Raw genomic sequence first — 22,224 nt, forward strand, 5'->3', positions numbered from 1 at the left:
ATGATCCGCAAACTGTTTGTCGCCAATCGCGGCGAAATCGCGCTGCGCGTGATCCGCACCGCGCAGAAGATGGGCATCGCCACCGTTCTGGGCGCGTCAGAGGCTGATGCAGCCTCGCTTCCTGCGCGAATGGCCGATGACGTGGCCATCGTCGGCCCCGGCCCTTCTGCCCAAAGCTACCTTTCGGTCCAGCGCGTGGTTAATGCTGCGGTGCGTTCGGGCTGCGATGCGGTCCATCCCGGCTATGGCTTCCTGTCTGAAAACGCCGCCTTCGCCAGCGCCGTGCTGGCCGCAGGAATGCGCTTTGTCGGCCCCGATATCGCCACACTTGATGGCATGGGCGATAAACTTGCCGCCCGCGCTCTGGCAGTTGAAGCCGGGCTTCCGGTCCTCCCCGGCGGCGCAGCGGCCACCCGCGCCGATGTCCACACCCGCGCTGCACAAACCGGCTATCCGCTACTGCTCAAAGCCGTTTCGGGTGGCGGCGGCAAAGGCATGCGCCGCGTCGATCGCGCCGAAGATCTCGATAGTGCGCTGGATATGGCGCAGGCCGAAGCCCAAGCCGCATTCGGCAATGCTGCGGTCTATGTCGAACGCTTCGTCGCGATGGGCCGCCATGTCGAAGTCCAGCTTCTGGGCGATGGCGCCAATGCCATTCACCTCGGCACCCGCGATTGCTCTATTCAGCGCCGCTTCCAAAAGCTGGTTGAAGAAGCGCCCGCGCCCGCCATGCCGCTGGCCGCGCGTGAAGCGGTTGAACAAGCCGCCGTGCGCCTTGCCCGCCACTTATCCTATCGCGGCGCAGGCACCGCCGAATTCCTCGTCGATGCGACCGATTTCTCGTTCTATTTCCTCGAACTCAACGCCCGTATTCAGGTGGAACACCCTGTCACCGAAGCGATCACCGGAGTCGATCTCGTCGAACAGCAATTGCTGGTGGCATCGGGCAAGCCGCTCTCGCTGACGCAAGCGATGGTCCGCCCGGTCGGCCACGCCATCGAAGTGCGGATCAACGCCGAAGACCCCGATGCCGATTTCCGCCCCTCGCCGGGCCGCGCCACCCGCGCGGCATGGCCTGCGGGCGAAGGCGTGCGCGTCGATACGCATATCAGCACCGGCGGCGAAGTGCCCCCGTTCTATGATTCACTGATGGGCAAGCTGATCGTGCATGGCCAGACCCGCGAACAGGCCGTTGAGCGGCTGAACAAGGCGCTGGCATCGCTGCACATCGAGGGCTTGCCCACCACCACCCCGCTCCATCGCCGCATCGTTTCAGACCCGCGCTTTATCGCAGGCGGCGTCGATACCGGCTTTCTCAACGGACTTGCCCAATGACCGAGATAAGACTCGTCGACGTCACCATGCGCGATGGCAACCAGAGCCTGTGGGGCGCCACCGGCCTTCACACCGCGCACATGTTGCAAGCCGCCGCGCTTACCGAGGCTTGCGGCTTTCGCGCGATCGATTTTTCCTCGTCAAGCCACATGGCCGTGGCGGTGCGATATTTCAGGAACAATCCGTGGGAACGCATGCGCCGCATGGCACAGGCCATGCCGACGACGCCGCTGCAATTCATCACCACCGGCTTGCGTTTCATCGCATGGCAACAGGCTGATCCCGAATTCATGCGGCTGGTCTATCGCGCGCTTCAGGCAAACGGTGTCGGGCGCTTCGTCCTGCTCGATCCGATGCATGAGGTGCCCGCCGTGATCGAAGCGGCAAAGCTGGTGAAGGGTGAGGGCAGCGCCGAAGTCATGGCCGCGCTCACCTTCACCCTCTCGGAAATCCACACCGACCGGTTCTATGCCGATTTCGCCCGCGCTGTCGGCCAAAGCCCCGACATAGACCTGTTCTACATCAAGGACCCGGCAGGGCTGCTATCGGTTGACCGCGTGCGCACGCTGGCTCCTGCGATCAAGGCAGCCATCGGCAACCGCCCGCTCGAAATTCACGCCCACACCACCGTCGGCCTTGGCATGATGTCCAGCCTTGAAGCGGCCAGGCTTGGCATTTCGGCAATCCACGTCGGCGTCGGCCCCGGCGGCGATGGCTCCTCGCTGCCCGAAGCCAACCGCATGGTCGCCAATCTTGAAGAAGCAGGCTTTGATGTCGGCATAGACAAAGTCTCCCTCAAGCGCCTCACCACTTATTGGCAGCAAGTCGCCTTGGCTGAAGGCCTGCCCCCCGGCATGCCGCAAAACTTCGATGCCAGCTTCCTGCGCCACCAGATCGCAGGCGGTGTGATGACTACCATAGCACGCCAGCTTGAAGAGCTTGGCCTGTCAGACCGGATGGACGCGGTGATCGCCGAAACCGGGCAAGTCCGCGCCGATCTCGGCTTTCCGATCATGGTCACGCCGTTCCCGCAAATGGTCATGACACAGGCGCTGTTCAACGTGATCGGCGACACCCGCTATGCGCAAGTGTCCGATCAGGTGATCCGCTATTGCATGGGCAAATTCGGCAAGCCCACCTCGCCGGTCGATCCGGCAGTGCTGGCCACGATCATGGACCGCCCCCGTTCGCGCGAATTGGAGAACGAACCAATGTTCCCCGCGCTGGCCGATTTGCGCCGCCAGTTCGGCACCAACCTGCCCGACGAGGAATTCCTGCTGCGCGCCGTCATGCCGCGCGAACAGGTCGACACCATGCTTGCCGCCGGCCGTTCGCGCGCCACTTATTCGCCACAGGCCGCGCCCATCCTGTCGCTTTTGCGCCAGCTCGCAGCCAAGCCCAATGCGCGCGATCTCGTGATTGAACGCGGCACTTTCCGCCTCGCCCTCCATGCCGGAGCATCGCTTTGAAACTGAACGCAGACCTCGGCCCACGCTTGCGCGGCGCAGCGGGCTTCATCTTCGATATGGACGGCACCATCGCGCTGGGGGATTCCAAAAGCGGCGGCCACCGCGCGCTGCCCTACGCCATCGCCGTGCTCGAAACGCTCAAGGCGGCGGGCACGCCCTTTGTCGTGTTTACCAATGGCACTGCCAAGCCGCCTGCCGCCTATGCGCAATCGCTGCGCAACGCAGGGTTTCCGGTGGAAGACCGCCAGATGCTCACGCCCTCATCATCCGCCGCGATCTGGCTCGCCAAAACCGGCCTGACGAAAGTGCGCGTGCTGGGCAATGCGGGCTGCGCCGCGCCGCTTATCGATGCCGGCCTCGAAGTGGTCGGACCATCGGAGGCGGCAGAAGGCGTCCAAGCGGTTTATACTGGATGGTTCCGCGAGTTTGATTTCGATGCACTAGAAGCAGGCTGCCATTCGCTGTGGAATGGCGCGCGGCTGGTCACGGCCAGCAACGTGCCCTTCTTCGCCACCGAAAACGGCCGCGCCATCGGGGCCAGCTATCCGATCAATGCCATGCTCACCGCTATGACCCGCAAACGCCCGCGCATTCTGGGCAAACCGTCACGCGTGGCCTTCGAAACGGCCCTTGGCGTTATGGGCCTGCCGCGCAGCGCGGCAAAGCATATGGTCGTGGTGGGCGATGACCCCGCGCTGGAAATGCGCATGGCAAACGATGCAGGGGCCCTCTCGGTGGGCTTGGCAACAGGTGTGATGTCGGTCGATGCCGACTTGCCCGAACATAGCCGCCCCTCTTGCCTGCTGGCCGATCTTGAACCGCTGCTCACCACGCTGCGGGGCGGATAATCGGGCCTCACCGTTTTTGGAAATTTCACCAGATGGAACAGGCGGGGAGTGCTTTTCGTAGCTCTCCCACCAAGCACTGGTAATGTTGGTCAAAGCAAAAGGACCGGGAAAGCGGCACAGCAATGGCCGCACCCTGTAGGGATTGAGGAGCCGGGAATGACGCGAATTGCCGTGGCGATTGTGGCTGCCAGTATGCTGGCCGGAGCGGTGCCTCTGGGGGCCGCCCAAAAGCTAGGGGAAGTGCAAGGCGCGCGCACGCCTGACGAGATTTACGCCAAGACCTGCGGCTATTGCCACGGGCGCAATGTCGGCCCGATCATCCTCGGGCGTGCGCTGCCTGCGGAATCGGTCAAATACATCGTCCGCCACGGCCAGAACGGCATGCCCGCCTTTCGCACCACCGAAGTTACACCGTCCGAACTCGAAGCGCTCGCCACATGGGTGCAGAAAAGCGCGGCGCGCAAGCAGGAGCACGGCCAATGAGCGAGATCAATCTGGACCGTCGCGGCCTCCTCGGCGCAGGCATCCTCGGCGCGGCCAGCCTTGGCCTTGGCACCGGAGCCAGCGCACAGAGCCCCGCCCCGCTTGCCCCGCACATGACCAAGGCCGATTTTGCGGGCGCGATGAAGGCATTTCGCAGCGTTGTCGGCACAGAATGGGTGTTCGGCGATGAAGAGGCGGTCGCCCCTTATGCCAAAGTCTATGTGCCCGATCCGCTGAACCGCCATGTGCCCATCGGCGCGGTTTGCCCCGAAACGGTGGAGCAGGTGCAGGAAATCGTCCGCATCGCCAATACCTACAAGCAGCCGCTCTGGCCAATCTCCACCGGCAAGAACATGGGCTATGGCATGGCTGCCCCTGCCACACCCGGCCAGGTCGTGCTTGATCTGAAACGGATGAACCGCATCCTTGAGGTGGATGCCGATCTTGGCACCTGTCTGCTGGAACCCGGCGTTACCTACCAGCAGCTCAAGGACTATCTGGTAGAGAACAACATTCCGCTGTGGATCGATGTGCCCACCGTCGGCCCCATCGCATCGCCGGTTGGCAACACCCTCGATCGCGGGGTGGGATATACCCCTTATGGCGAACACTTCATGTTCCAGTGCGGCATGGAAGTGGTCTTGCCCGATGGGCAAGTGATGCGCACCGGCATGGGCTCGATCAAGGGCAGCACCGCATGGCAGGCGTTCAAATGGGGCTACGGACCCTACCTCGATGGATTGTTCACCCAATCCAATTTCGGCGTTGTCACCAAGATGGGCTTGTGGCTGATGCCAAAGCCGCCGGTCTACAAACCGTTCATGGTGCGCCACGCCGAAATGGGCGATGTCCCGCGCATCATCGAGGCCATGCGTCCCTTACGTGTCTCCAGCCTTGTGGCCAATTGCAACCTGATGATGAGCGCGTCGTACCAGCTCGCCATGTTCAAGCGACGCAATGAGATCGTGCCCGATGGCGCTCCGCTGGACGAGGCCTCGCTGAAGAAAGCGGCCAAGGCCAATGGTCTGGGCATGTGGAACACCTACTTCGCGCTCTATGGCACCGAACAGACCGTGGCGGCGGTGGAGCCAATCATCCGCGCCAGCCTGGGCGCAAGCGGCGGCGAAGTGCTGACCTCTGCCGAAATGGGCGATAACCCGTGGTTCCACCACCACGCCACGCTGATGGAAGGCGGGCTTAATCTCGACGAGATCGGCCTGCTGCGCTGGCGCGGTGCGGGCGGCGGCCTTGCATGGTTCGCCCCTGTGGCCGCAGCGCGCGGAGTGGAGGCCGAACGCCAGACCATTCTCGCCAAGGACATCCTTGAGAAGTACGGCTTCGACTACACCGCCGCTTACGCCATCGGCTGGCGCGATCTGCACCACATCATCGCGCTCCTGTTCGACAAATCCGATGCCGAGCAAGAGAAAAAAGCCGACGCCTGCTATCGCGAACTGGTCACCCGTTTTGGCGCGCAAGGCTGGGCCAGCTACCGCACCGGGGTCAATTCGATGGACCTAGTGGCACAGCAATATGGCGAGGTGAATCGCGGTTTCAACGCCAAGATCAAGCATGCCATCGACCCCAACGGCATCCTTGCCCCGGGCAAATCGGGGATCATCTGATGATGCGTTTTGAAGGAAAAGCCGTGCTGATCACCGGCGCTGCCACCGGCATCGGCCGCGCCACCGCGCTTGCCTTTGCGCGCGAAGGTGCCGCCGTGATGATCGGCGATATCGATGCCCGCGCCGCCGATACCGTCGACATGATCGTGGGCGAAGGTGGCCGTGCCATTTTCCGCCACACCGATGTGCGCAAATCCGCAGAACTCACCGCACTCGTCGCCGAATGCGTCGAGCGTTTCGGGCGGCTGGACGCGGCCTTCAACAACGCCGGTGTCCTGCCCCCGCAACGCCCGATCCATGAAGTGCCCGAAGACGAACTGGACCTTGCTATCGATGTCGATTTCAAGGGCGTGTTCTTCGCGATGCAGGCCGAAATCCTTCATTTCCTTAGCGTTGGCGGCGGCGTGATCGTCAACACCGCCAGCGTCGGCGCCCTGATCGCAGACCCCAATATGAGCGCCTATTGCGCGATGAAGCACGCGGTTTCCGGCCTCACCAAAGCGGCCGCAGTCGAATATGCGCTCGAAAACATCCGCGTAAATGCCATCGCGCCGGGCTTTGTCGTCACCCCGATGACGCAGCACTGGGCCGATAGCAACGCCTTCACCGACATGTTCTTTGCACAAAACATATCGGGCCGCGCTGCACGCCCTGAAGAAATCGCCCCCACTGTCCTGCACCTGTGTTCAGACGGAGCCAGCTTCATCAACGGCGCAACATTCACCATCGATGGCGGCCAAACCGCCCATTAATGCCCGCAGAGGAGACGCCATAATGCGCAGAATTCTCACCCTGATCTCTGCTTCCGCGCTGTCCATCAGCGCGGCGCAGGCCAAACCGCTCGATTACAAGATCATCGCCACCAGCCCGGTCAGCATGGTCGCCAATGTTACTCTGGTGACGGGCGAGAAGGATGCCGTGCTGGTCGATGTGCCTTTCGCGCGATCCGATGCACTGCGCGTGGTGGCCGACATTCTCGATAGCGGCAAGGTGCTGAAAACCATCATCATCACCCACGATCACCCCGATCACTTCTTCGGGCTGGACGTGCTGCAAGATGCCTTCCCCGATGCCAAAGTGGTGGCCCACCCGGTTGCCGCCAAGGACATGGAAAAGTCGATCCCGATCAAGTTCAAGCGCTGGAGCGGGCAATTGGGCATCAACGCCCCAAAGCGCCCGGTGCAGCCGGTGGCGATGGTCGGTGACAGTGTCGATCTTGAAGGGCACAAACTGCAAGTGCTCGGCCCGATGCAGGGCGATCATGTCCATTCCACCGTTGTGTGGGATGCCGAAACGCGCACACTGATCGCCGGAGATGTCCTCTACAACGGCGTTTACGTCTGGCTCGGCGAACATGGCCCTGCGCACCACGACGCGTGGCTCAAAGTCCTCGACAGCCTAGACGCCATGAACCCCGTGCGGATTGTTGCAGGCCACACCCGCCCCGGCCTGCCCGATGATAGCATGAGCATTGCGTGGACGCGCGGCTATATCAAAGCTTTCGTCGATGCGCGCAGCCGTTCGAAAACCTCGAAGGAACTCGCCGCCATCATGGCCGAAAAATACCCCAACGCTACCGAAGTCTATGGCGGCTTCCTGCTCGGCATTTCCAGCCAGGTCGGCGCAGGCGAAATTCCGCCGTGGGACGAATAAGCGCGAATTGCGTTCAATCTGCGGCGCAGGACTTTGCCACTGCGCCGCAGATCAGGCGATCACCATACGGATCGCATAGCCCACAATCAGGATGGCAATCACGCTCAATGCCCAGATGCCAACGAACCACGCCAGTTTTTTCAGGCTATCGCGCATCAATGATACCCGTCGTGGCCGACTTTGCCGCGGAATACCCAGTATGACCATGCGGTATAGGCCAGGATGATCGGCACCATGATCGATGCGCCCACCAGCATGAACACCTGGCTGCGGTGCGGTGCTGCCGCCTCCCAGATCGTCACCCGCGCCGGGATCACATCGGGCCAGATCGAAACGCCAAGCCCGACCAGACACAGACCGAACAGCGCCAGCGCCCAGAAGAACGGTTGCGCATCCTTCTTCAACCGCAAGCTGCGGTAAAACAGGAACGTAACGAGCATAGTGGCCAGCGGCACTTGCGCGGTGGCGACAATGCCGGGGAAGCTTAACCAGCGCTGCGCATATTCCGCCTCCAGCGTCAGCGTCGCCAGACTGATCGCGCCGATCATCGCCAGCAAGGCGATGCCGAGCCTGCCTGCATATGTCACCGCTTGCCGCTGCAATCCCTCTTCGGTCTTCCAGTTGAGCCAGCACGCGCCTAGCAGTGCGTAGCCTACCAGCAAACCAAATCCGGTCAGCACGCTGAACGGCGATAGCCATTCCCACCAGCCGCCGGCATAGCTGCGCCCTTCAACCGTAATCCCTTGCAGCAAGGCCCCCAGCGCAATGCCTTGCGCAAAGGTGGCAATCACCGATCCGGCGGTGAAGGCCCGGTCCCACAGCGCACGGTGCGCCGGATCACGCCAGCGGAATTCGAACGCCACACCGCGAAACACCAGCCCCAGTAGCATAGCGATCATCGGGGCATAAAGCGCGGGCAGGATGATCGCATAGGCCAGCGGGAACGCCGCCAGCAAGCCGCCAACGCCCATCACCAGCCAGGTTTCATTACCATCCCAAACCGGCGCAATGCTGTTCATCGCGGTATCGCGGTCCTTGCCCACTTTGAACAAGGGAAACAGGATGCCGATGCCCAGATCGAACCCGTCCATCACCACATAGGCCACAATGGCAAAGCCGATGATGCCCGCCCAGATCACGGTAAGATCAATCATGCCGGATCTCCTTCCAGAACTGCCGGTGCAGGCGTCAGACCAGCAGAGCGGATTGGTGCATCGCTCAACAGTGGTTCATGCGCTTCGGGTGGCTTCTTCATCAGGCGCAGCAAGTACCAGATGCCCATGCCGAACACGCTGAAATAAACCACGATGAACGCCAGCAACGAGGCCGCCACCGCAGGTGCATCCAGCGGCGATGCGCTGTCGACCGTGCGCAGCACACCGTAAATGGTGAATGGCTGGCGGCCCACTTCGGTCACCGCCCAACCTGCCAGCACCGCGATCAGGCCGGATGGCCCCATCACAACTGCAAACCTGTGTAGCAGCGACCAATCGAACAGCCGCTTGCGCCAGCGCGCGATAAGGCTCCACAGACCGATGCCCAGCATCGCAAAGCCGATCCCCACCATGATCCGGAACGCCCAGAACACGATACCCACCGGAGGCTGGTCGGCCTTGGCAACCGTATCCAATCCCTTCATCGGCGCATCAAGATCATGCTTGAGGATCAGCGATGATGCCTTGGGAATTTCAATCGCATAATCGACGCTGCCTTTTGCGCTGTTGGGAATGCCAAACAGGATCAGCGGCGCGCCTTCGGGATGGCTTTGATAATGCCCTTCCATCGCCATGACTTTGGCAGGCTGGTGCTCCAGCGTGTTGAGCCCGTGGAAATCGCCTGCAAGGATTTGCAGCGGAGCGACAATCGTGGCCATCCACATCGCCATCGAAAACATCTTGCGCGCGCCAAGATTGGCCTTGTCGCGCAGCAAGTGCCAGCCGCCGACAGCGCACACGATAAAGGCGGTTGTCAGGTAAGCGGCCAGCAGGGTGTGGATCAGCCGATAAGGGAAGCTGGGATTGAAGATGATCGTCAACCAGCTATCGCCGGGCATGAACTGGCCATTGGCCGCAATTTCATAGCCAACCGGCGTCTGCATCCAGCTGTTGACCGACAAGATCCAGAACGCGGAAATGAACGTGCCCACCGCCACGGCCAGCGTCGCCACGAAATGCAACTTGCGCCCCACCTTGTTCATGCCAAACAGCATGACGCCCAGAAAACCGGCCTCAAGGAAGAACGCAGTCAGCACTTCATAGGCCATCAGCGGCCCGATCACTGGACCCGCCTTGTCCGAAAAGACCGACCAGTTGGTGCCGAACTGGTAGGACATGACAATGCCCGAGACGACGCCCATGGCGAACACGACGGCAAAGATCTTCAGCCAATAGCGGTAGAGATTGGCGTAAACGCCTTCATCGGTTTTCAGCCACAGCCCTTCGAGCACAGCCAGAAAACTCGCCAGCCCGATGGTAAAAGCGGGAAACAGGAAATGGAAACTGACGGTAAACGCAAACTGCGCCCGCGCCAGCACTATGGCCCATTCTTGCTCGATCATGTTCAGCCTCATTGGGCAGCATAAACCGCTGCTACTATAGAATTTTAATCCAGCTTCGTCGTCAGATCAGCCCTCTGGCGAGCCAAAGGTCAGCGGGGGCCTGGGCTTCTTCGTCGGCATCGGCAAATGCAATTACCGCATCGAACGCAGCGTTTTGGGAAAGGTACACGCGGCCCGTCAGGTCGTGCAGCAAGTGCGAGCGTTCCAGCGCGTCCATCACCGGCCCCTTCACTTCGGACAAGTGCAGCATGATGCCGCCATCCGACAACCGGTGATTGATCGCCTCGATGCTTTCCAGCGCCGATGCATCAATCGCGTTGACCGCCGAACACATCAGGATCAGATGCCTCAGCGCAGGCTGCGCGGCCACTTCTTCGAGCACGAACTCTTCCAGCCAGCGGGCGTTAAGGTAAGTCAGGCTTTCGTCGATCCGGATCGTCAGGATGCGCGGGTCGGTGAAGACTTTGTGCCGCTTCACATTGCGGAAGTGTTCGGTTTCCGGCACCCGCCCGACGATGGCCGCATGCGGACGCGATGAGCGCCACAGGAACAAGGCAAGGCTCAGCGCAACGCCCGCGATCACACCCGGCTCAACGCCCACCAGCAGGGTTACCGCAATCGTCGCCAGCATCGCGGCAAAGTCCGCCTTGGAATAGCGCCAGACGGCTTGCGGTGTTTTGAAATCCACCAGACTGAGCACCGCGACGATGATCGTGGCGGCCAACGTGGCAATCGGCAACGAGGCGAGCAGTGGCGTGAGAAACAGCGCCGCGATCAGGATGCCGATAGCGGTAAAGGCCCCGGCGGCGGGCGTTTCCGCGCCTGCATCGAAATTGACGACCGAGCGGGCAAAGCCGCCGGTCACGGGATAGCCGCCAGTAAAGCTGGCCGCGACATTGGCCGCGCCAAGGCCGATCAGCTCCTGGTCGGGCACCACGCGCTGGCGCTTTTTGGCGGCCAATGTCTGCGCGACCGAAACGCTCTCCACAAAGCCGATGATCGACAAGAGCAAGGCGGGCACTGCCAGTCGCTGCCACAAACCGGCATCGAACAATGGCACGCTGAACGGCGGCAGGCTTTGCGGAATGGCGCCCACCACTTTGACGCCCCTGGCCTCAAGATCAAACGCGATCACCGCGATGGTCGATGCCGCAACCGCAACAATCGGCCCCGCTTTTGCCACCAGATCCGCCAGCCGTGCTTTTAGTCCCATCCGCACCAACAGGGGCTTCAAGCCTTTGCGCACCCAGAACAGGAAGGCGGTTGCCGTCACGCCGATGACCAGAGTCGGGAGATTGGTGGCACCGATATTGGCGATCAGCGTCGTTACCAATTCGGGCAGCGCCTCGCCCTTGGCGGGAACGCCCAGCAGGGATTTCAACTGGCTGGTCGCAATGATGATCCCGCTGGCGGTGATGAACCCCGAAACAACCGGATGCGTTAGCAGGTTGGCCAGAAAGCCCAGCCGCAGCACACCCATCGCAATCAGCATCAGGCCCGATAGCAGCGCAAGGATCAGCGTTGCGGCAATGAATTGCGGGCTCCCCGGCGGTGCGATGCTGCTGGCCGCCGTCAGCGTCATTAGCGAGATCACCGCAACCGGGCCAACCGCCAAAGTGCGGCTGGTGCCGAACAGTGCATAGGCCATGATCGGCAGGATCGAGGCGTAAAGCCCGATCTCGGGCGGTAACCCCGCCAGCATCGCATAAGCCAGACTTTGCGGGATCAACATGATCGTGACGATCAAGGCGGCGACCAGATCGTTGGTCAGGACCGTGCTGTTATACGTGCGGCCCCATTCAAAGATCGGCAGATAGCGCGCGATAGCCTTCATCTCAAAGTTTGTTGAAAGGGAAAATGCGCTGCACCAACATCCCAGCGAACATTGCGATCACGAAGGGCAGCACCGCCATTGGCGCGATGGCCAGATCCGCCAGCGCGGGTCCGGGGCAAAGGCCTGCGATGCCCCAGCCCATGCCGAACAGGATCGCGCCAATCGCCAGCGGGCGGTCCAGCTTGGTGGTGCCGGGCAGTTCGAACGCGGGCGCGGCCAGCGGGGTGGAAAGCTTGCCCTTGATAATCCAGGCAACGGCCATCGGGATGATCGCTCCGCCCATGACGAAGGCCAGTGTCGGGTCCCAGTTGCCGAACAGATCAAGGAATGCCTGCACGCGCATCGGATCAGCCATGCCCGACCATGCTAGACCGGCACCGAACAGCACGCCCGATGCAAGAGCTACAATACTGCGCATTACAAGATACCCCCTGCCCGCAGCAGTCCGACGGTAACAAAGCCGCTGCCCATGAACATCGCGGTGGCCACCATCGAACGGCGTGAAAGCCGCGAAAGGCCGCAGACGCCGTGTCCGCTGGTGCATCCCGAACCCAGCCGCGTGCCAAAGCCGACCAGCAAACCGCCGATAATCAAAGGCCAAACCGTCGGCGGGAAACGGGTTTCGATCCCCCCGGTTACAAGCGCGATCACCAGTGCGCCAAGCGGCAGCCCCAGCACGAAAGCGATGGCCACATCACGCGGCGCTCCGGCGTCGGTAATGCCGGTTGCGCGCGCGGCAAGGCCGCTCACCCCGGCAATCCGGCCAAGGCCCAGCAGCATGATTGCCGCCGCCAATCCGATCAGCAGGCCACCGGTAAAGCCCTGCACCGGCACAGCATGGGGAAACGTCGCAATCATACCGCGTTCACCGGAATCTTGAGATACGTCACGCCATTCTCCTCAGCCGCAGGCATGTGCCCTGCGCGCATATTCACTTGCACCGAAGGCAGGATCAGGCGCGGCATGTCCAGCTTGGCATCGCGCGCCTCGCGCATCGCCACAAAATCATCCTCGGTCTGGCCGTCATGGATATGGATATTGGCTTTGCGTTCGGCCTCTACCGTGGTTTCCCAGACATATTCCGTGCGCCCGGAAGGCAGATAATCGTGGCACATGAACAGCCGCGTTTCCGGCGGCAAAGAGAGCAAACGCCGCGCCGAGCGATAGAGCGTGCGCGCATCGCCGCCGGGAAAATCGGCGCGGGCGGTGCCGTAATCGGGCATGAACATGGTATCGCCCACATACACCGCATCACCAATGACATAGGCGATGCAGGCAGGCGTGTGTCCGGGCACATGCAGCACCGTCACGCTGAGGTTTCCGATGGCAAACTGGTCACCATCCTTCCACAATTGGTCGAAGTCCGAACCATCGCGCCGGAAATCGCCACCAGCATTGAACAGCTTGCCGAACACATTCTGCACCGTGACGATATGCTCGCCAATCGCGATTTTGCCGCCGAGCTTTTGCTGGAGATAGGGCGCTGCCGACAAGTGATCGGCATGAGCATGCGTTTCGAGCAGCCAATCAACGCCAAGCTCCTTCTCTTCAACATAAGCGATCACCGCGTCTGCCGAAGAGGAGGAGGTGCGACCCGAAGCTGGATCATAGTCCAGCACGCTGTCGATAATCGCAGCGCGTCGGCTCTCGGGATCGTGAACCACGTAAGTGACCGTGAAAGTCGACTGATCAAAGAACGCCTTGATGATTGGCACGCCCGCTTGTGCAGCAGAGACCTGCGCGTTGGCCTTGTTCAGGGCGATATCGAGCAGCGAATCGGCCACGGAATTCTCCAGATAAATCATATTTACATAAACTGTGTAATCAAATAACAAAGTTGTGTCAAACGCTCCTCATGGGCATGGCTGTCGCTGCCGACACGGAAGGACTTATGACTGAAACCCTAATCGCCACCGTCGCACGCACGATCCGCATCGGAGACGTCGCGCCAGATTTCGCTGCGCGCTCAACCAAGGGGGACGTGACCCTTTCATCCTATCGCGGGCGTTGGCTGATCTTCTTTTCGCATCCGGCAGACTTCACGCCGGTTTGCACCACCGAATTCGTTGGCCTTGCGCGGTTGAAGGCAGAGTTTGCTGCGCTCGATTGCGCGCTGCTTGGCCTCTCGGTCGATAGCCTTTACGCCCATCTGGCATGGGTGCGCGCGATTGAGCAGCAGTTTGGCGTGACCGTCGATTTTCCGATCATCGAAGATCCCAGCATGGTGATCGGCCATGCTTATGGCATGATCGATGCTGCCAGCACCGATGCGATGGCCATGCGATCGGCCTACTTTATTGATCCTGCGGGCATTGTTCGCGCCGTCACCTGTTACCCCCCCAATGTCGGGCGTTCAGCAAGTGAAATGCTGCGATTGATCACTGCGCTCAAAGCTGTTGAAGATGGCAAAGGCTTTGCCCCCGAAGGCTGGCAACCCGGCGCACCCCTGCTCGCCCCGCCGCCCGGTGGCAGCGATGATGTAGCAGAAGGCGCAGACTGGTTCTGCCGCGAACTGAAATGACCGCGATCTTCGAAAGCCGCGCGCTTGCCACCGAAATTGCCGAAAAGCTGCGCGTCTATGCCCAACCGCAACGCCTTATGATCCTAAGCTGCCTTTTGCGGGGCGAACGCACCGTGGCCGAGATTGGCGAGATCACCGCCATCACCCAGCCTGCGCTCAGCCAGCAGCTTGCCGAATTGCGCCGCGCAGAATTGGTCAACACCCGCAAGGAGGCAAAGCAAGTCTGGTACAGCCTGGCCAATGATGGCGTGACCATTTGCGTCCAGACCATGGAAGCAATCTTTGGGGAAGCAATCTTTGGGGAAGCAATCTTTGGGGAAGCGAACATTGGTGGGGCCGAACTGAAGCCCGTCCCGCCTGCACCTCTGCCGTCTGTATCGCCCGGAAAGTCAGTCGCGGGCATTGCGGCTTTCGCCAAAGTCCTGTGACTTATCGCTTTTACCAAGACCCATAAGCCTGCCCGTTGCAGGGTGCGCCCCGAAAACAAACGGCGCAGTGTTTATCTGGCCCAAAAGGGTGAGCCGGGGCAGATTTGATCCGCTCCCAGCCCACCCCTTCATCACCAGTCCATCAGAACTTCGCGCCTGCGCGAAGGCCAATCATACGCGGTGTTGTAGGCACAATATATGGCCGCTGCGTGCAGGCCCCACACTGGACAAAGCGCGAAAGCTGGCCGCGTTCATCCGTAAGGTTGCGCAAGAAGGCTTCAATCGAGAAGGTCGACCATTCCGCACCAAGCGCAAGGTTTACTTGCCCGAAGCCTTCAAGGCGGCCCTGCGCAGCGGCAAAGTTCACGCGCAGATCAGAGCTGGCAGCGCTTTGATACGTTGCGTTAAGCTGACCATAGAACTTGGCTGCGCCCATCGGCACCGTGTAGCGCGCCGTGCCGCTCATCTTCCATTGCGGCGTAATCGGCAGGCGGGTTCCCGCAGGCGCGGTGATGCTGTTGTCGGCGCCCGAACAAGCGAACGTCGGATCAACCGCCGCACACAGGTTATTCCTGATCTTGGCATCGGTATAGGCGCCCGACACGTTCAGGCTAAGCCTGTCGAGCGAAATCGATGCATCGAGATCAAAGCCCCGGATGCGTGCGTTCGGGCCATTGGTGATGATCGTGAAGCTGTTGGGGCCAAGATAGGCAAACTGGAAGTTCTTCCAGTCCTGCTGGTACACCGCACCATTCAGGCGAAGCATTCCATTGGCCAGCGTCGTCTTGAAACCGACCTCGTAGTTGGTGAGGTAATCGGGCTCATAAGCACCGAAATCACCGCGACGGTTGATCCCGCCGGGACGGAACCCGCGCGAAACCGTAGCGTATGTCAGGATGTCACTGTTCGGCTTCCACGTAGCGTTGAAGCGATAGGTGCCGCCAGTGCCCGATGCCTTGACCGGTTTAACACCATCAGCGGTGAACTCGCCAAGGTTGGTGCAAGGACCGCCTGCGACTTCTGGCGGGAGCAGTGTGGTGTTGGCCTGCCCGGCCAGTTGGGCCTCACGCAGGCGCACGCCCGATTGCGTGAAGCAAGCTGCAACGCCAGTGCGCGAGGAACCCGCAGCGTTCGGCGCAGGATTGTCGTCCGCGCCTTGGATGAATGCCGGATTGCGGCCGAAACCGAAGAAGCCAACCAGCGTGTTATCGTAATGGAAAACGCGCCCGCCCGCTGTCAGCGTCACGGTTGGCGAAACATCGAGACTGAACTCGCCGAATGCGGCGTAGTCGCGGTCAATGCGCTTTTGCTGCGTCAGCCAGAGCGTGCCAGGCCGACCGTTCACCGAAACCAGTGGCCCGAGATTTGCGATCTGGTAATCCTGGTTGATGATGTTCGACTGGTATTGGTAGAACAGACCACCGACAAAGCGCAACGGCTCTGACGCTGGCGAAGCGATGCGCACTTCCTGGCTGAGCTTCTTGAAGTGGTCGCTACCGAGCACCTTTTGCCGGGGATCAATCGTGTTCCCCAAAGAATCCTGATAATAGAAATAGTTGGAGAGCCCACCGGACGATTCATACAGGGAATCGTAGGCTTCCGAGTAGTCGGTGTAATCACTCGACTGGAAGGTTTTGCGGTCAAGATAGGCACCGGCATAAGTAACATCCCAATTGCCGACCTTGCCTTCGATGGTCAGCGCTGCCTGCCAGAACTTGTCGTTGCGGAACTCGGGGAAGAAGCGCTGGACCTGTAGATCGCCGACCGAAGGATCAAACCCGTAAGAACCGTGGCTCTTGGTTTCCTGAATCATGAACTGCGGCGTGACCGTCCAGTTTTCGTCAAGATCAACCTTGAGCGCTGCCCGTCCGCCGTAGATATCGGTGTAGTTGTAGTCCTTCTTGACGAACGCAGCATTGTTCACACTGATCCCGTCGCGGATACAGCCGTCGATGTTGTCTTCGGCATCGCGTGTCGCCGTGCCGCAAAAGGTGCGTGTCCCGGCTACGTTATCAATAAAGCCAGCGTCGCGCTGATACCAGCCGACGATGCGCAGCGCAGCCGAAGGCGAGATCGGCGCGTTGATCATGCCTTCAAGTTTATAGCCCTGCCCGCCCTTGTTGACGGTGTTCACCTCGCCATCGACGCTGCCATAGAAGCTGCCGGTATCGGGCTTGTTGGTGATGATGCGGATCGTACCCGCTTCGGAGGAGGCACCGTAAAGCGTGCCCTGCGGGCCGGAAAGGCTTTCGATGCGCGCGATGTCATAGACATGGACATCAAGGTTGCCGCCAATTGTCGTGACCGGCTGCTCATCAAGGTAGACGCCGACCGAAGGCAGCGCGCCCGAGTGGTTACCATCGCCGCCCGATGCAACGCCGCGCATGTAGACCACATTGGTTCCCGGTGTGCCGCCCAGCGCCTGGAATGTTACCGAGGGCAATTGCTGCGCGTAATCGCTGAAACTGGCAACGCCCAGTTGGTCTAGCTTCTGCGTGCCCAATGCCTGGATCGAAATTGGCACGTTCTGAAGGTTTTCGCTGCGCTTTTGTGCGGTCACGATGATCACGTTGGGATCGGAATCGGCCGCTTCGGTTTGCGCCTCTTGCGCCATCGCGGGCATACTGATTGCCGTGCCTGCGAGAAGCAAAAGCCGCACAAATCGGCCATTGCGCTTGGTATTGGAATTGCGAAGCATGCAACACGACCTCTCATATTTCTTTTTTGCGTCACATTGTTGCTACGCAGCAAGACAGATCGTCAAGCTACATGGCGCAAAAAACGTTGGTTAAGTCGGCAGAGTTGCCAATTTACAACGATGTCGGTTCAGAAATTTGCCGGTGCCTCGGGATAGCAATCCAGCACATCGCCCAGCACAATCTTGAGCGGATCAAGCCATGGTTCGAACGGCTTCCACGCCCCGGTGCCTTCGCGGAAGATCGGACGGCGGACCTGCTCCGAACTCGCTGTGCGCACGGCCCGTTCGGTTTTGTGGAAGGCAAGGCAGGCTTCTTCGAAAGGCAGGCCGCAATGTTGCAGCAAAGCCCGTACTTCAGCTTCGGTATCGTCCACCATCCGTTCGTAAATCACGCGGTGAACAGCGCCCGGCAGAACCCGATCATAATGCGCCATGGCCCGCACATAATCGCGGTAATAGCGGCCCATATCATCGAGCGAATAGCTGAAACCCTGCCCCCTCGCGAAGTGCTGCTTGAAGTTGGAAAAACAACACGCCAGCGGATGCCGCCGCGCATCAACGATCTTGGCATTGGGCAAAATCAGCCTGATGAAAGGCACGTGCAGCCAGTTGTTCGGCATCTTGTCGATAAACAGCGGGCGCGATGTGTGGCGCTGCACCCGCGTGCGCGAAAGATAGGCTTCGCCAAGCTGGCGCAATTCGCCTTCCGGCAATGCTGCAATGCCCTCGGGATAGCGTTCCATGCTGCGCGCCAGAAAGCCGATGTCCGAAAGCTCGCTGGTGCCCTCGACCTGCGAATGGCTGGCGAGGATCTGCTCGACAAGGGTCGATCCCGCACGGGGCATCCCGATCACGAAGATCGGGTCCGGCGCTTGGCAGCCTTGTCCGGCAAGTCCGGCCAGCAAGGCGGGCGTGAATGTTGCAATCGCAGCATTCACGCCCGCGGTTGTATCATCCGCCTTATAGGGCATCCGGCGACGGCGCAGTTCATTTCCGGCAGAATAGTGTCCGAATGCTGCTTCTGCCTCGCCCCAGTCCTCGAACGCTTTGCCCAGAGAGAAATCCACGTGCCAGCGGTCTTCGGGCGTCAGATCGTCGCGTTCCAGCACGGCCTTCATCGCCGCAATGTCGCTGTCTGAAAACTTTACTGTCTTGAGATTGGCAAGGCTCCACCATGCCTCCCCCAATACCGGCAGCAGTTCGATGGCCTTGCGATAGGCCGCGATACCATCAGCCTGCCGCCCTACAGTCTTGAGCATATGGCCATAACTCATCCACACACGCGGCTGGTTCGGTGTCTGTTTCAGCACCTGCTCGTAAAGCGTTAGCGCATCATCGAATTCGCCCAGACGGCCATAGGCAGCGGCCTGTAGATTGGCGTGCCCGGCATTGTCTGGATCGTCTGCGGTAACTTTGGCCAATTCCTCCAGCGCTTCGGGCGCACGATTGGTGCGATAGAGTACGAGCGCGAGATTGGCGCGCGCGGGCGTGAATTGCGGCGCGAGTTCGATCGCCCGGCGCAGCAGGTTCTCGGCATCGCCGTAACGCCCGATACGCCCGGCCAGCTCGGCAAACAGGCGGATCGCGCGCACGTCGAACGGATCGTCCTTCAGCAGCGCGCGCAGCAAAGGCTCGGCCACCGGCAAATCGTTCTCGTTCATCGCAACGGCTGCACGCACAAGGCGCGGATCATAGGCAGGCGCAGCAGCGCGGCGGGGGACTGTTGTGACGTTTGTCATTGTTCGCACTACAAACATGGTGACGGCCAGCGATCAAGCGTTACTCTTGGCCTGCGTCGTTTCAGGAGTACGGGAAATGCCTTCACACAAACGCGGCCTCGGCTTCTGGATGACGCTCGCGCTTGTCGTTGGCAACATGATCGGATCGGGGATTTATATCCTGCCCGCCACCCTCGCGCCGCTTGGATACAACCAGTTGATCGGCTGGGCAGTCACGCTTGGCGGCGCGCTGTGCCTTGCCTTCAGCTTTGCGCGCATGGGCGCGCGGCTGCCAATGGCAGGCGGGCCTTATGCCTATGCCCAGACAGCGTTCGGCCCGATCCTTGGCTTTGTTACAGCGTGGTCCTATTGGACCATGCTCTGGGCCGGAAACGGTGCGGTCGCCATCGCGGTGGTCAGCAACCTCAGCCTGCTATTTCCTTGGATCGGCAAGACTCCGGCAGTCCCTGCCCTGGTTTCTGTCGGCTGCGTCTGGCTGCTCACCCTCGTCAATATACGGGGCGTGCGCGCAGCAGGTGACGTTTCGGTTGTTACAACGGCGCTCAAACTCGTGCCGCTTGCAGGCCTGATCGGCCTTGCGATCTGGCTGCTCGCAACCGGTGTGCCTCCGGTTGACCAGCCCGAAGTCGCCCTTTCCGGCGGTGTTATCGCCACCGCAGCGGGCCTCACCTTCTGGGGCTTCCTCGGCCTTGAATCCGCTACTGTCCCGGCAGATAAAGTGGAGAACGCGGGCAAAGTGGTGCCCCGCGCCACACTGATCGGCGTGGCTCTCACCGGCCTTGTCTATATGGGCATTTCCGGCGCCTTCGCGCTTTATATGCCGATGGCCCAAGCCGCCGCTTCGCCAGCCCCTGTTGCGGATTTTCTCGCCCGGTTCTTCGGCTCGGGCATGGGCCAAATCGTCGCGGTGTTTGCCGCGATCAGCGCGTTCGGCACGCTCAACGGCTTCATTTTGCTGCAAGGCGAAGTGCCGTGGGCGATGGCGCGCGGCGGCGTTTTCCCGCGCTGGTTCGCTGCCGAAGGCCCTCGCGGAACGCCAGTCCGCTCGCATGTGGTCTCCAGCATCCTGTTGAGCGTGATTACCCTGCTTAACTATGGTCGCGGCATGGGCGATCTGTTTGCCTTCATCGCATCGGTCAGCCTTGCCGCAGGGATGCTATCGTACTTCATCGCCATGCTCGCCGCCGTGCGCCTGCTCCCCGACGAGCGCGTGCTGGTCGGCACAGCGCTGATCGGGGCGGCGTTTATTGGCTGGGCCGCTTGGGGGCTTGGGCTGGAAGCGCTGACCTACGGCGCAGGCTTCATCGCGCTGGGCCTGCCGGTCTATCTGCTGATCAGGCGCGATGCAGCAGCTTCCACAACATAGACCGGTCGCGGATGATCTCATGCGCCGCATTGTGGCCGGGCGCACCCGTGACACCGCCGCCGGGATGCGTTCCCGAACCGCACATATAAAGCCCCTTGATCGGTGAACGATAGTCGCCATGCCCCAGCACAGGACGCGCCGCCCAAAGCTGGTCCAGCCCCATCGTGCCGTGGAAAATGTCACCGCCGATCAGACCGAACTTGCGCTCCAGATCAAGCGGCGAATGGATCTGCCGCGCAATGACGCTGCCCTTGAAATTCGGTGCATGCGCGGTGACCGTATCAATGATCAGATCGGCCACTTCCTCGCGACAATCATCCCATGATTTGCCATCAGGAAGCTCCTTCGCAAACTGCTGGCAGAACAGGCTCGCCACGTGTTGTCCCGGAGGTGCAAGGCTGTCGTCCACCGTGCTCGGGATCTTGATCTCGACGATGGGCTTCTTCGACCAGCCCTGCTGTTGCGCATCGATAAAGGCCTGATCCATATAATCCATGCCCGGCGCGATGATGATCCCCGCCGTGTGGTGCTCGGCCAGTTCCTTGCCCGGCAGCACGGTGAAATCGGGCAATTCGGATAGCGCCACATTCATGCGGAACGTGCCCGAACCGGTCTTGTAAGTCTTCATCCGGCGGTTGAAGTCCTCGTCAAGGTCCGAGGAATCAACCAACTGGCGATAGAGCAGCGCAGGCCCGACATTGGCCGCAATGATCGGCGCATAAATCTCCTCGCCGCCTTCCAGCTTTACGCCAGCGGCCTTACCGTTGTTGACCAGCACTTTGGCAACCGGCGCTTCAAGGCTGATCTCCACGCCCACATCGGCACAAGCCTTGGCCATCGCCTGCGTGATCGCGCCCATGCCGCCCACCGCATGGCCCCACGCTCCCAGCTTGCCGTTCACCTCACCAAACACATGATGCAACAGCACATAGGCGCTGCCCGGCGTCGAAACACCGGCATAGTTGCCCACCACCGCATCGAATGCGAAGGCAGACTTCACGTGATCGTCCTCGAACCAGCCGTCGAGGAAATCGCGCGCAGACTTGGTGAATATGTCGAGCAAGTCGCGCTGCGTGGCGATATCCAGCTTGGCAATCGGCCAGCCCTGCATCGCGGCTGATTTCATCGCAGCAATGCCGCCGCCAACATTGGGCGGAGTCTGCAACGATATGTCGCGCAACACATTGGCGACCTTCTCCAGCGCAGCATCGTACTTGGGGTAAGCCTCGGCATCGTTCTTCGAGAACCGCGCAAATTCCGCTTCAGTGCGGCCCGCCCCGCCGCCAAGCTTCAGGTAAGTATCAGCAAACGGGAAGAAATTGCTGATCGTCCGCTCGATCACGCGATAGCCGTAATCGTACAGCTTCATGTCTGCGATCACTTTGGGCCGCAGCAGGCTGACGGTGTAGCTGGCGGTGGAATTGCGGAAACCGGGATGGAACTCCTCGGTCACCGCCGCTCCGCCGACAATGTCACGACGTTCCAGCACGCGCACTTTCATGCCCGCCTTGGCAAGATAGAACGCGCAAACAAGGCCATTGTGGCCGCCGCCGATGATCAATGCGTCGTAACGGTTGGACATGGTGTAACTCCCGAAGTTGTCTTTGATCCCGTTCGTGTCGAGCGAAGTCGAGACACTGCGCGCAACGTGTCTCGACTTCGCTCGAC

General features: G+C 60.9%; 20 protein-coding genes. 10 read left to right on the plus strand and 10 right to left on the minus strand.

Annotation, left to right across the window (positions count from 1 at the left end):
- From IP81_RS17610 to IP81_RS17640, 7 genes are all read left to right on the plus strand, one after another.
- Complete coding sequence (locus IP81_RS17610; RefSeq protein ID WP_054109309.1) at positions 1-1,335, plus strand: acetyl/propionyl/methylcrotonyl-CoA carboxylase subunit alpha; 1,335 nt, start codon at positions 1-3, stop codon at positions 1,333-1,335.
- Positions 1,332-2,804: a biotin carboxyl carrier protein gene (locus IP81_RS17615; protein WP_054109310.1), complete on the plus strand. Its 1,473-nt coding sequence runs from the start codon at positions 1,332-1,334 to the stop codon at positions 2,802-2,804. The genes IP81_RS17610 and IP81_RS17615 overlap by 4 nt, the downstream gene beginning before the upstream one ends.
- Positions 2,801-3,652 carry an HAD-IIA family hydrolase gene (locus IP81_RS17620; RefSeq protein ID WP_231627105.1) on the plus strand — a complete coding sequence of 284 codons (852 nt, stop codon included), beginning with the start codon at positions 2,801-2,803 and terminating at the stop codon, positions 3,650-3,652. Before IP81_RS17615 ends, IP81_RS17620 begins: the two co-directional genes overlap by 4 nt.
- A 156-nt stretch (positions 3,653-3,808) precedes the next feature.
- Positions 3,809-4,135: a cytochrome c gene (locus IP81_RS17625; protein ID WP_054109311.1), complete on the plus strand. Its 327-nt coding sequence runs from the start codon at positions 3,809-3,811 to the stop codon at positions 4,133-4,135.
- Positions 4,132-5,760, plus strand: a complete 1,629-nt coding sequence (locus IP81_RS17630) for an FAD-binding oxidoreductase (protein WP_082356282.1) — start codon at positions 4,132-4,134, stop codon at positions 5,758-5,760. Before IP81_RS17625 ends, IP81_RS17630 begins: the two co-directional genes overlap by 4 nt.
- Complete coding sequence (locus IP81_RS17635) at positions 5,760-6,512, plus strand: SDR family NAD(P)-dependent oxidoreductase (RefSeq protein ID WP_054109312.1); 753 nt, start codon at positions 5,760-5,762, stop codon at positions 6,510-6,512. Before IP81_RS17630 ends, IP81_RS17635 begins: the two co-directional genes overlap by 1 nt.
- A gap of 22 nt (positions 6,513-6,534) precedes the next feature.
- The gene (locus IP81_RS17640; protein WP_054109313.1) at positions 6,535-7,413 is read left to right on the plus strand and encodes an MBL fold metallo-hydrolase; all 879 of its coding nucleotides are present in this window, start codon (positions 6,535-6,537) and stop codon (positions 7,411-7,413) included.
- Between the two features lie 51 nt (positions 7,414-7,464).
- On the opposite strand, the gene IP81_RS20605 is transcribed toward IP81_RS17640, so the two are convergent.
- The 7 genes from IP81_RS20605 to IP81_RS17670 form a co-directional block, all read right to left on the minus strand.
- Positions 7,465-7,569, minus strand: coding sequence for a DUF2474 family protein (locus IP81_RS20605; protein ID WP_157573333.1), 105 nt, complete (start codon positions 7,567-7,569; stop codon positions 7,465-7,467).
- On the minus strand, positions 7,569-8,567 hold the full coding sequence (cydB, locus tag IP81_RS17645) for a cytochrome d ubiquinol oxidase subunit II (protein ID WP_054109314.1): 999 nt from the start codon (positions 8,565-8,567) through the stop codon (positions 7,569-7,571). Before cydB ends, IP81_RS20605 begins: the two co-directional genes overlap by 1 nt.
- A complete protein-coding gene (locus IP81_RS17650; protein ID WP_054109329.1) occupies positions 8,564-9,970 on the minus strand; it encodes a cytochrome ubiquinol oxidase subunit I in 1,407 nt (468 codons plus the stop codon). The genes cydB and IP81_RS17650 overlap by 4 nt, the downstream gene beginning before the upstream one ends.
- Before the next feature lie 61 nt (positions 9,971-10,031).
- Positions 10,032-11,804 (minus strand): SulP family inorganic anion transporter, encoded by a 1,773-nt coding sequence (locus IP81_RS17655; protein WP_054109315.1) that lies wholly within the window; start codon positions 11,802-11,804, stop codon positions 10,032-10,034.
- 1 nt (position 11,805) lies between these two features.
- Positions 11,806-12,222 carry a DUF6691 family protein gene (locus IP81_RS17660; RefSeq protein ID WP_054109316.1) on the minus strand — a complete coding sequence of 139 codons (417 nt, stop codon included), beginning with the start codon at positions 12,220-12,222 and terminating at the stop codon, positions 11,806-11,808.
- Positions 12,222-12,662 (minus strand): YeeE/YedE family protein, encoded by a 441-nt coding sequence (locus IP81_RS17665; RefSeq protein ID WP_054109317.1) that lies wholly within the window; start codon positions 12,660-12,662, stop codon positions 12,222-12,224. Before IP81_RS17665 ends, IP81_RS17660 begins: the two co-directional genes overlap by 1 nt.
- A complete protein-coding gene (locus IP81_RS17670) occupies positions 12,659-13,576 on the minus strand; it encodes an MBL fold metallo-hydrolase (RefSeq protein WP_054109330.1) in 918 nt (305 codons plus the stop codon). The genes IP81_RS17665 and IP81_RS17670 overlap by 4 nt, the downstream gene beginning before the upstream one ends.
- Before the next feature lie 119 nt (positions 13,577-13,695).
- On the opposite strand from IP81_RS17670, the gene IP81_RS17675 reads away from it, so the two are divergent.
- Positions 13,696-14,325: a peroxiredoxin gene (locus tag IP81_RS17675; RefSeq protein ID WP_054109331.1), complete on the plus strand. Its 630-nt coding sequence runs from the start codon at positions 13,696-13,698 to the stop codon at positions 14,323-14,325.
- Positions 14,322-14,753: a metalloregulator ArsR/SmtB family transcription factor gene (locus IP81_RS17680; RefSeq protein WP_054109318.1), complete on the plus strand. Its 432-nt coding sequence runs from the start codon at positions 14,322-14,324 to the stop codon at positions 14,751-14,753. The genes IP81_RS17675 and IP81_RS17680 overlap by 4 nt, the downstream gene beginning before the upstream one ends.
- 142 nt (positions 14,754-14,895) lie before the next feature.
- Here the strand turns inward: IP81_RS17680 and IP81_RS17685 are convergent, their stop codons facing one another.
- Together IP81_RS17685 and IP81_RS17690 are read right to left on the minus strand one after the other, a co-directional pair.
- Entirely contained in the window at positions 14,896-17,451 is a 2,556-nt protein-coding gene (locus IP81_RS17685) for a TonB-dependent receptor (RefSeq protein ID WP_054109319.1), read from the minus strand.
- Positions 17,452-17,579: 128 nt separating this feature from the next.
- Positions 17,580-19,190, minus strand: a complete 1,611-nt coding sequence (locus IP81_RS17690; protein WP_231627107.1) for a sulfotransferase — start codon at positions 19,188-19,190, stop codon at positions 17,580-17,582.
- A 76-nt stretch (positions 19,191-19,266) separates the two neighbouring features.
- On the opposite strand from IP81_RS17690, the gene IP81_RS17695 reads away from it, so the two are divergent.
- The gene (locus tag IP81_RS17695; protein WP_054109320.1) at positions 19,267-20,556 is read left to right on the plus strand and encodes an APC family permease; all 1,290 of its coding nucleotides are present in this window, start codon (positions 19,267-19,269) and stop codon (positions 20,554-20,556) included.
- On the opposite strand, the gene IP81_RS17700 is transcribed toward IP81_RS17695, so the two are convergent.
- A complete protein-coding gene (locus IP81_RS17700) occupies positions 20,525-22,138 on the minus strand; it encodes an NAD(P)/FAD-dependent oxidoreductase (protein WP_054109321.1) in 1,614 nt (537 codons plus the stop codon). The two genes, IP81_RS17695 and IP81_RS17700, sit on opposite strands and share 32 nt — an antisense overlap.
- Between the last annotated feature and the right edge of the window lie 86 nt (positions 22,139-22,224).

This window comes from Novosphingobium sp. AAP83, from assembly GCF_001295795.1.
Taxonomy (GTDB): Bacteria; Pseudomonadota; Alphaproteobacteria; order Sphingomonadales; family Sphingomonadaceae; genus Novosphingobium.

What these genes read in the sequence shown, in the direction of transcription:
- IP81_RS17610 (WP_054109309.1), top strand. Translation starts at nt 1, where the DNA reads ATGATCCGCAAACTGTTTGTCGCCAATCGCGGCGAAATCGCGCTGCGC.
- IP81_RS17615 (WP_054109310.1), top strand. Translation starts at nt 1,332, where the DNA reads ATGACCGAGATAAGACTCGTCGACGTCACCATGCGCGATGGCAACCAG.
- IP81_RS17625 (WP_054109311.1), top strand. Translation starts at nt 3,809, where the DNA reads ATGACGCGAATTGCCGTGGCGATTGTGGCTGCCAGTATGCTGGCCGGA.
- IP81_RS17630 (WP_082356282.1), top strand. Translation starts at nt 4,132, where the DNA reads ATGAGCGAGATCAATCTGGACCGTCGCGGCCTCCTCGGCGCAGGCATC.
- IP81_RS17635 (WP_054109312.1), top strand. Translation starts at nt 5,760, where the DNA reads ATGATGCGTTTTGAAGGAAAAGCCGTGCTGATCACCGGCGCTGCCACC.
- IP81_RS17640 (WP_054109313.1), top strand. Translation starts at nt 6,535, where the DNA reads ATGCGCAGAATTCTCACCCTGATCTCTGCTTCCGCGCTGTCCATCAGC.
- IP81_RS20605 (WP_157573333.1), bottom strand. Translation starts at nt 7,569, where the DNA reads ATGCGCGATAGCCTGAAAAAACTGGCGTGGTTCGTTGGCATCTGGGCA.
- cydB (WP_054109314.1), bottom strand. Translation starts at nt 8,567, where the DNA reads ATGATTGATCTTACCGTGATCTGGGCGGGCATCATCGGCTTTGCCATT.
- IP81_RS17650 (WP_054109329.1), bottom strand. Translation starts at nt 9,970, where the DNA reads ATGATCGAGCAAGAATGGGCCATAGTGCTGGCGCGGGCGCAGTTTGCG.
- IP81_RS17655 (WP_054109315.1), bottom strand. Translation starts at nt 11,804, where the DNA reads ATGAAGGCTATCGCGCGCTATCTGCCGATCTTTGAATGGGGCCGCACG.
- IP81_RS17660 (WP_054109316.1), bottom strand. Translation starts at nt 12,222, where the DNA reads ATGCGCAGTATTGTAGCTCTTGCATCGGGCGTGCTGTTCGGTGCCGGT.
- IP81_RS17665 (WP_054109317.1), bottom strand. Translation starts at nt 12,662, where the DNA reads ATGATTGCGACGTTTCCCCATGCTGTGCCGGTGCAGGGCTTTACCGGT.
- IP81_RS17675 (WP_054109331.1), top strand. Translation starts at nt 13,696, where the DNA reads ATGACTGAAACCCTAATCGCCACCGTCGCACGCACGATCCGCATCGGA.
- IP81_RS17680 (WP_054109318.1), top strand. Translation starts at nt 14,322, where the DNA reads ATGACCGCGATCTTCGAAAGCCGCGCGCTTGCCACCGAAATTGCCGAA.
- IP81_RS17685 (WP_054109319.1), bottom strand. Translation starts at nt 17,451, where the DNA reads ATGCTTCGCAATTCCAATACCAAGCGCAATGGCCGATTTGTGCGGCTT.
- IP81_RS17690 (WP_231627107.1), bottom strand. Translation starts at nt 19,190, where the DNA reads ATGACAAACGTCACAACAGTCCCCCGCCGCGCTGCTGCGCCTGCCTAT.
- IP81_RS17695 (WP_054109320.1), top strand. Translation starts at nt 19,267, where the DNA reads ATGCCTTCACACAAACGCGGCCTCGGCTTCTGGATGACGCTCGCGCTT.
- IP81_RS17700 (WP_054109321.1), bottom strand. Translation starts at nt 22,138, where the DNA reads ATGTCCAACCGTTACGACGCATTGATCATCGGCGGCGGCCACAATGGC.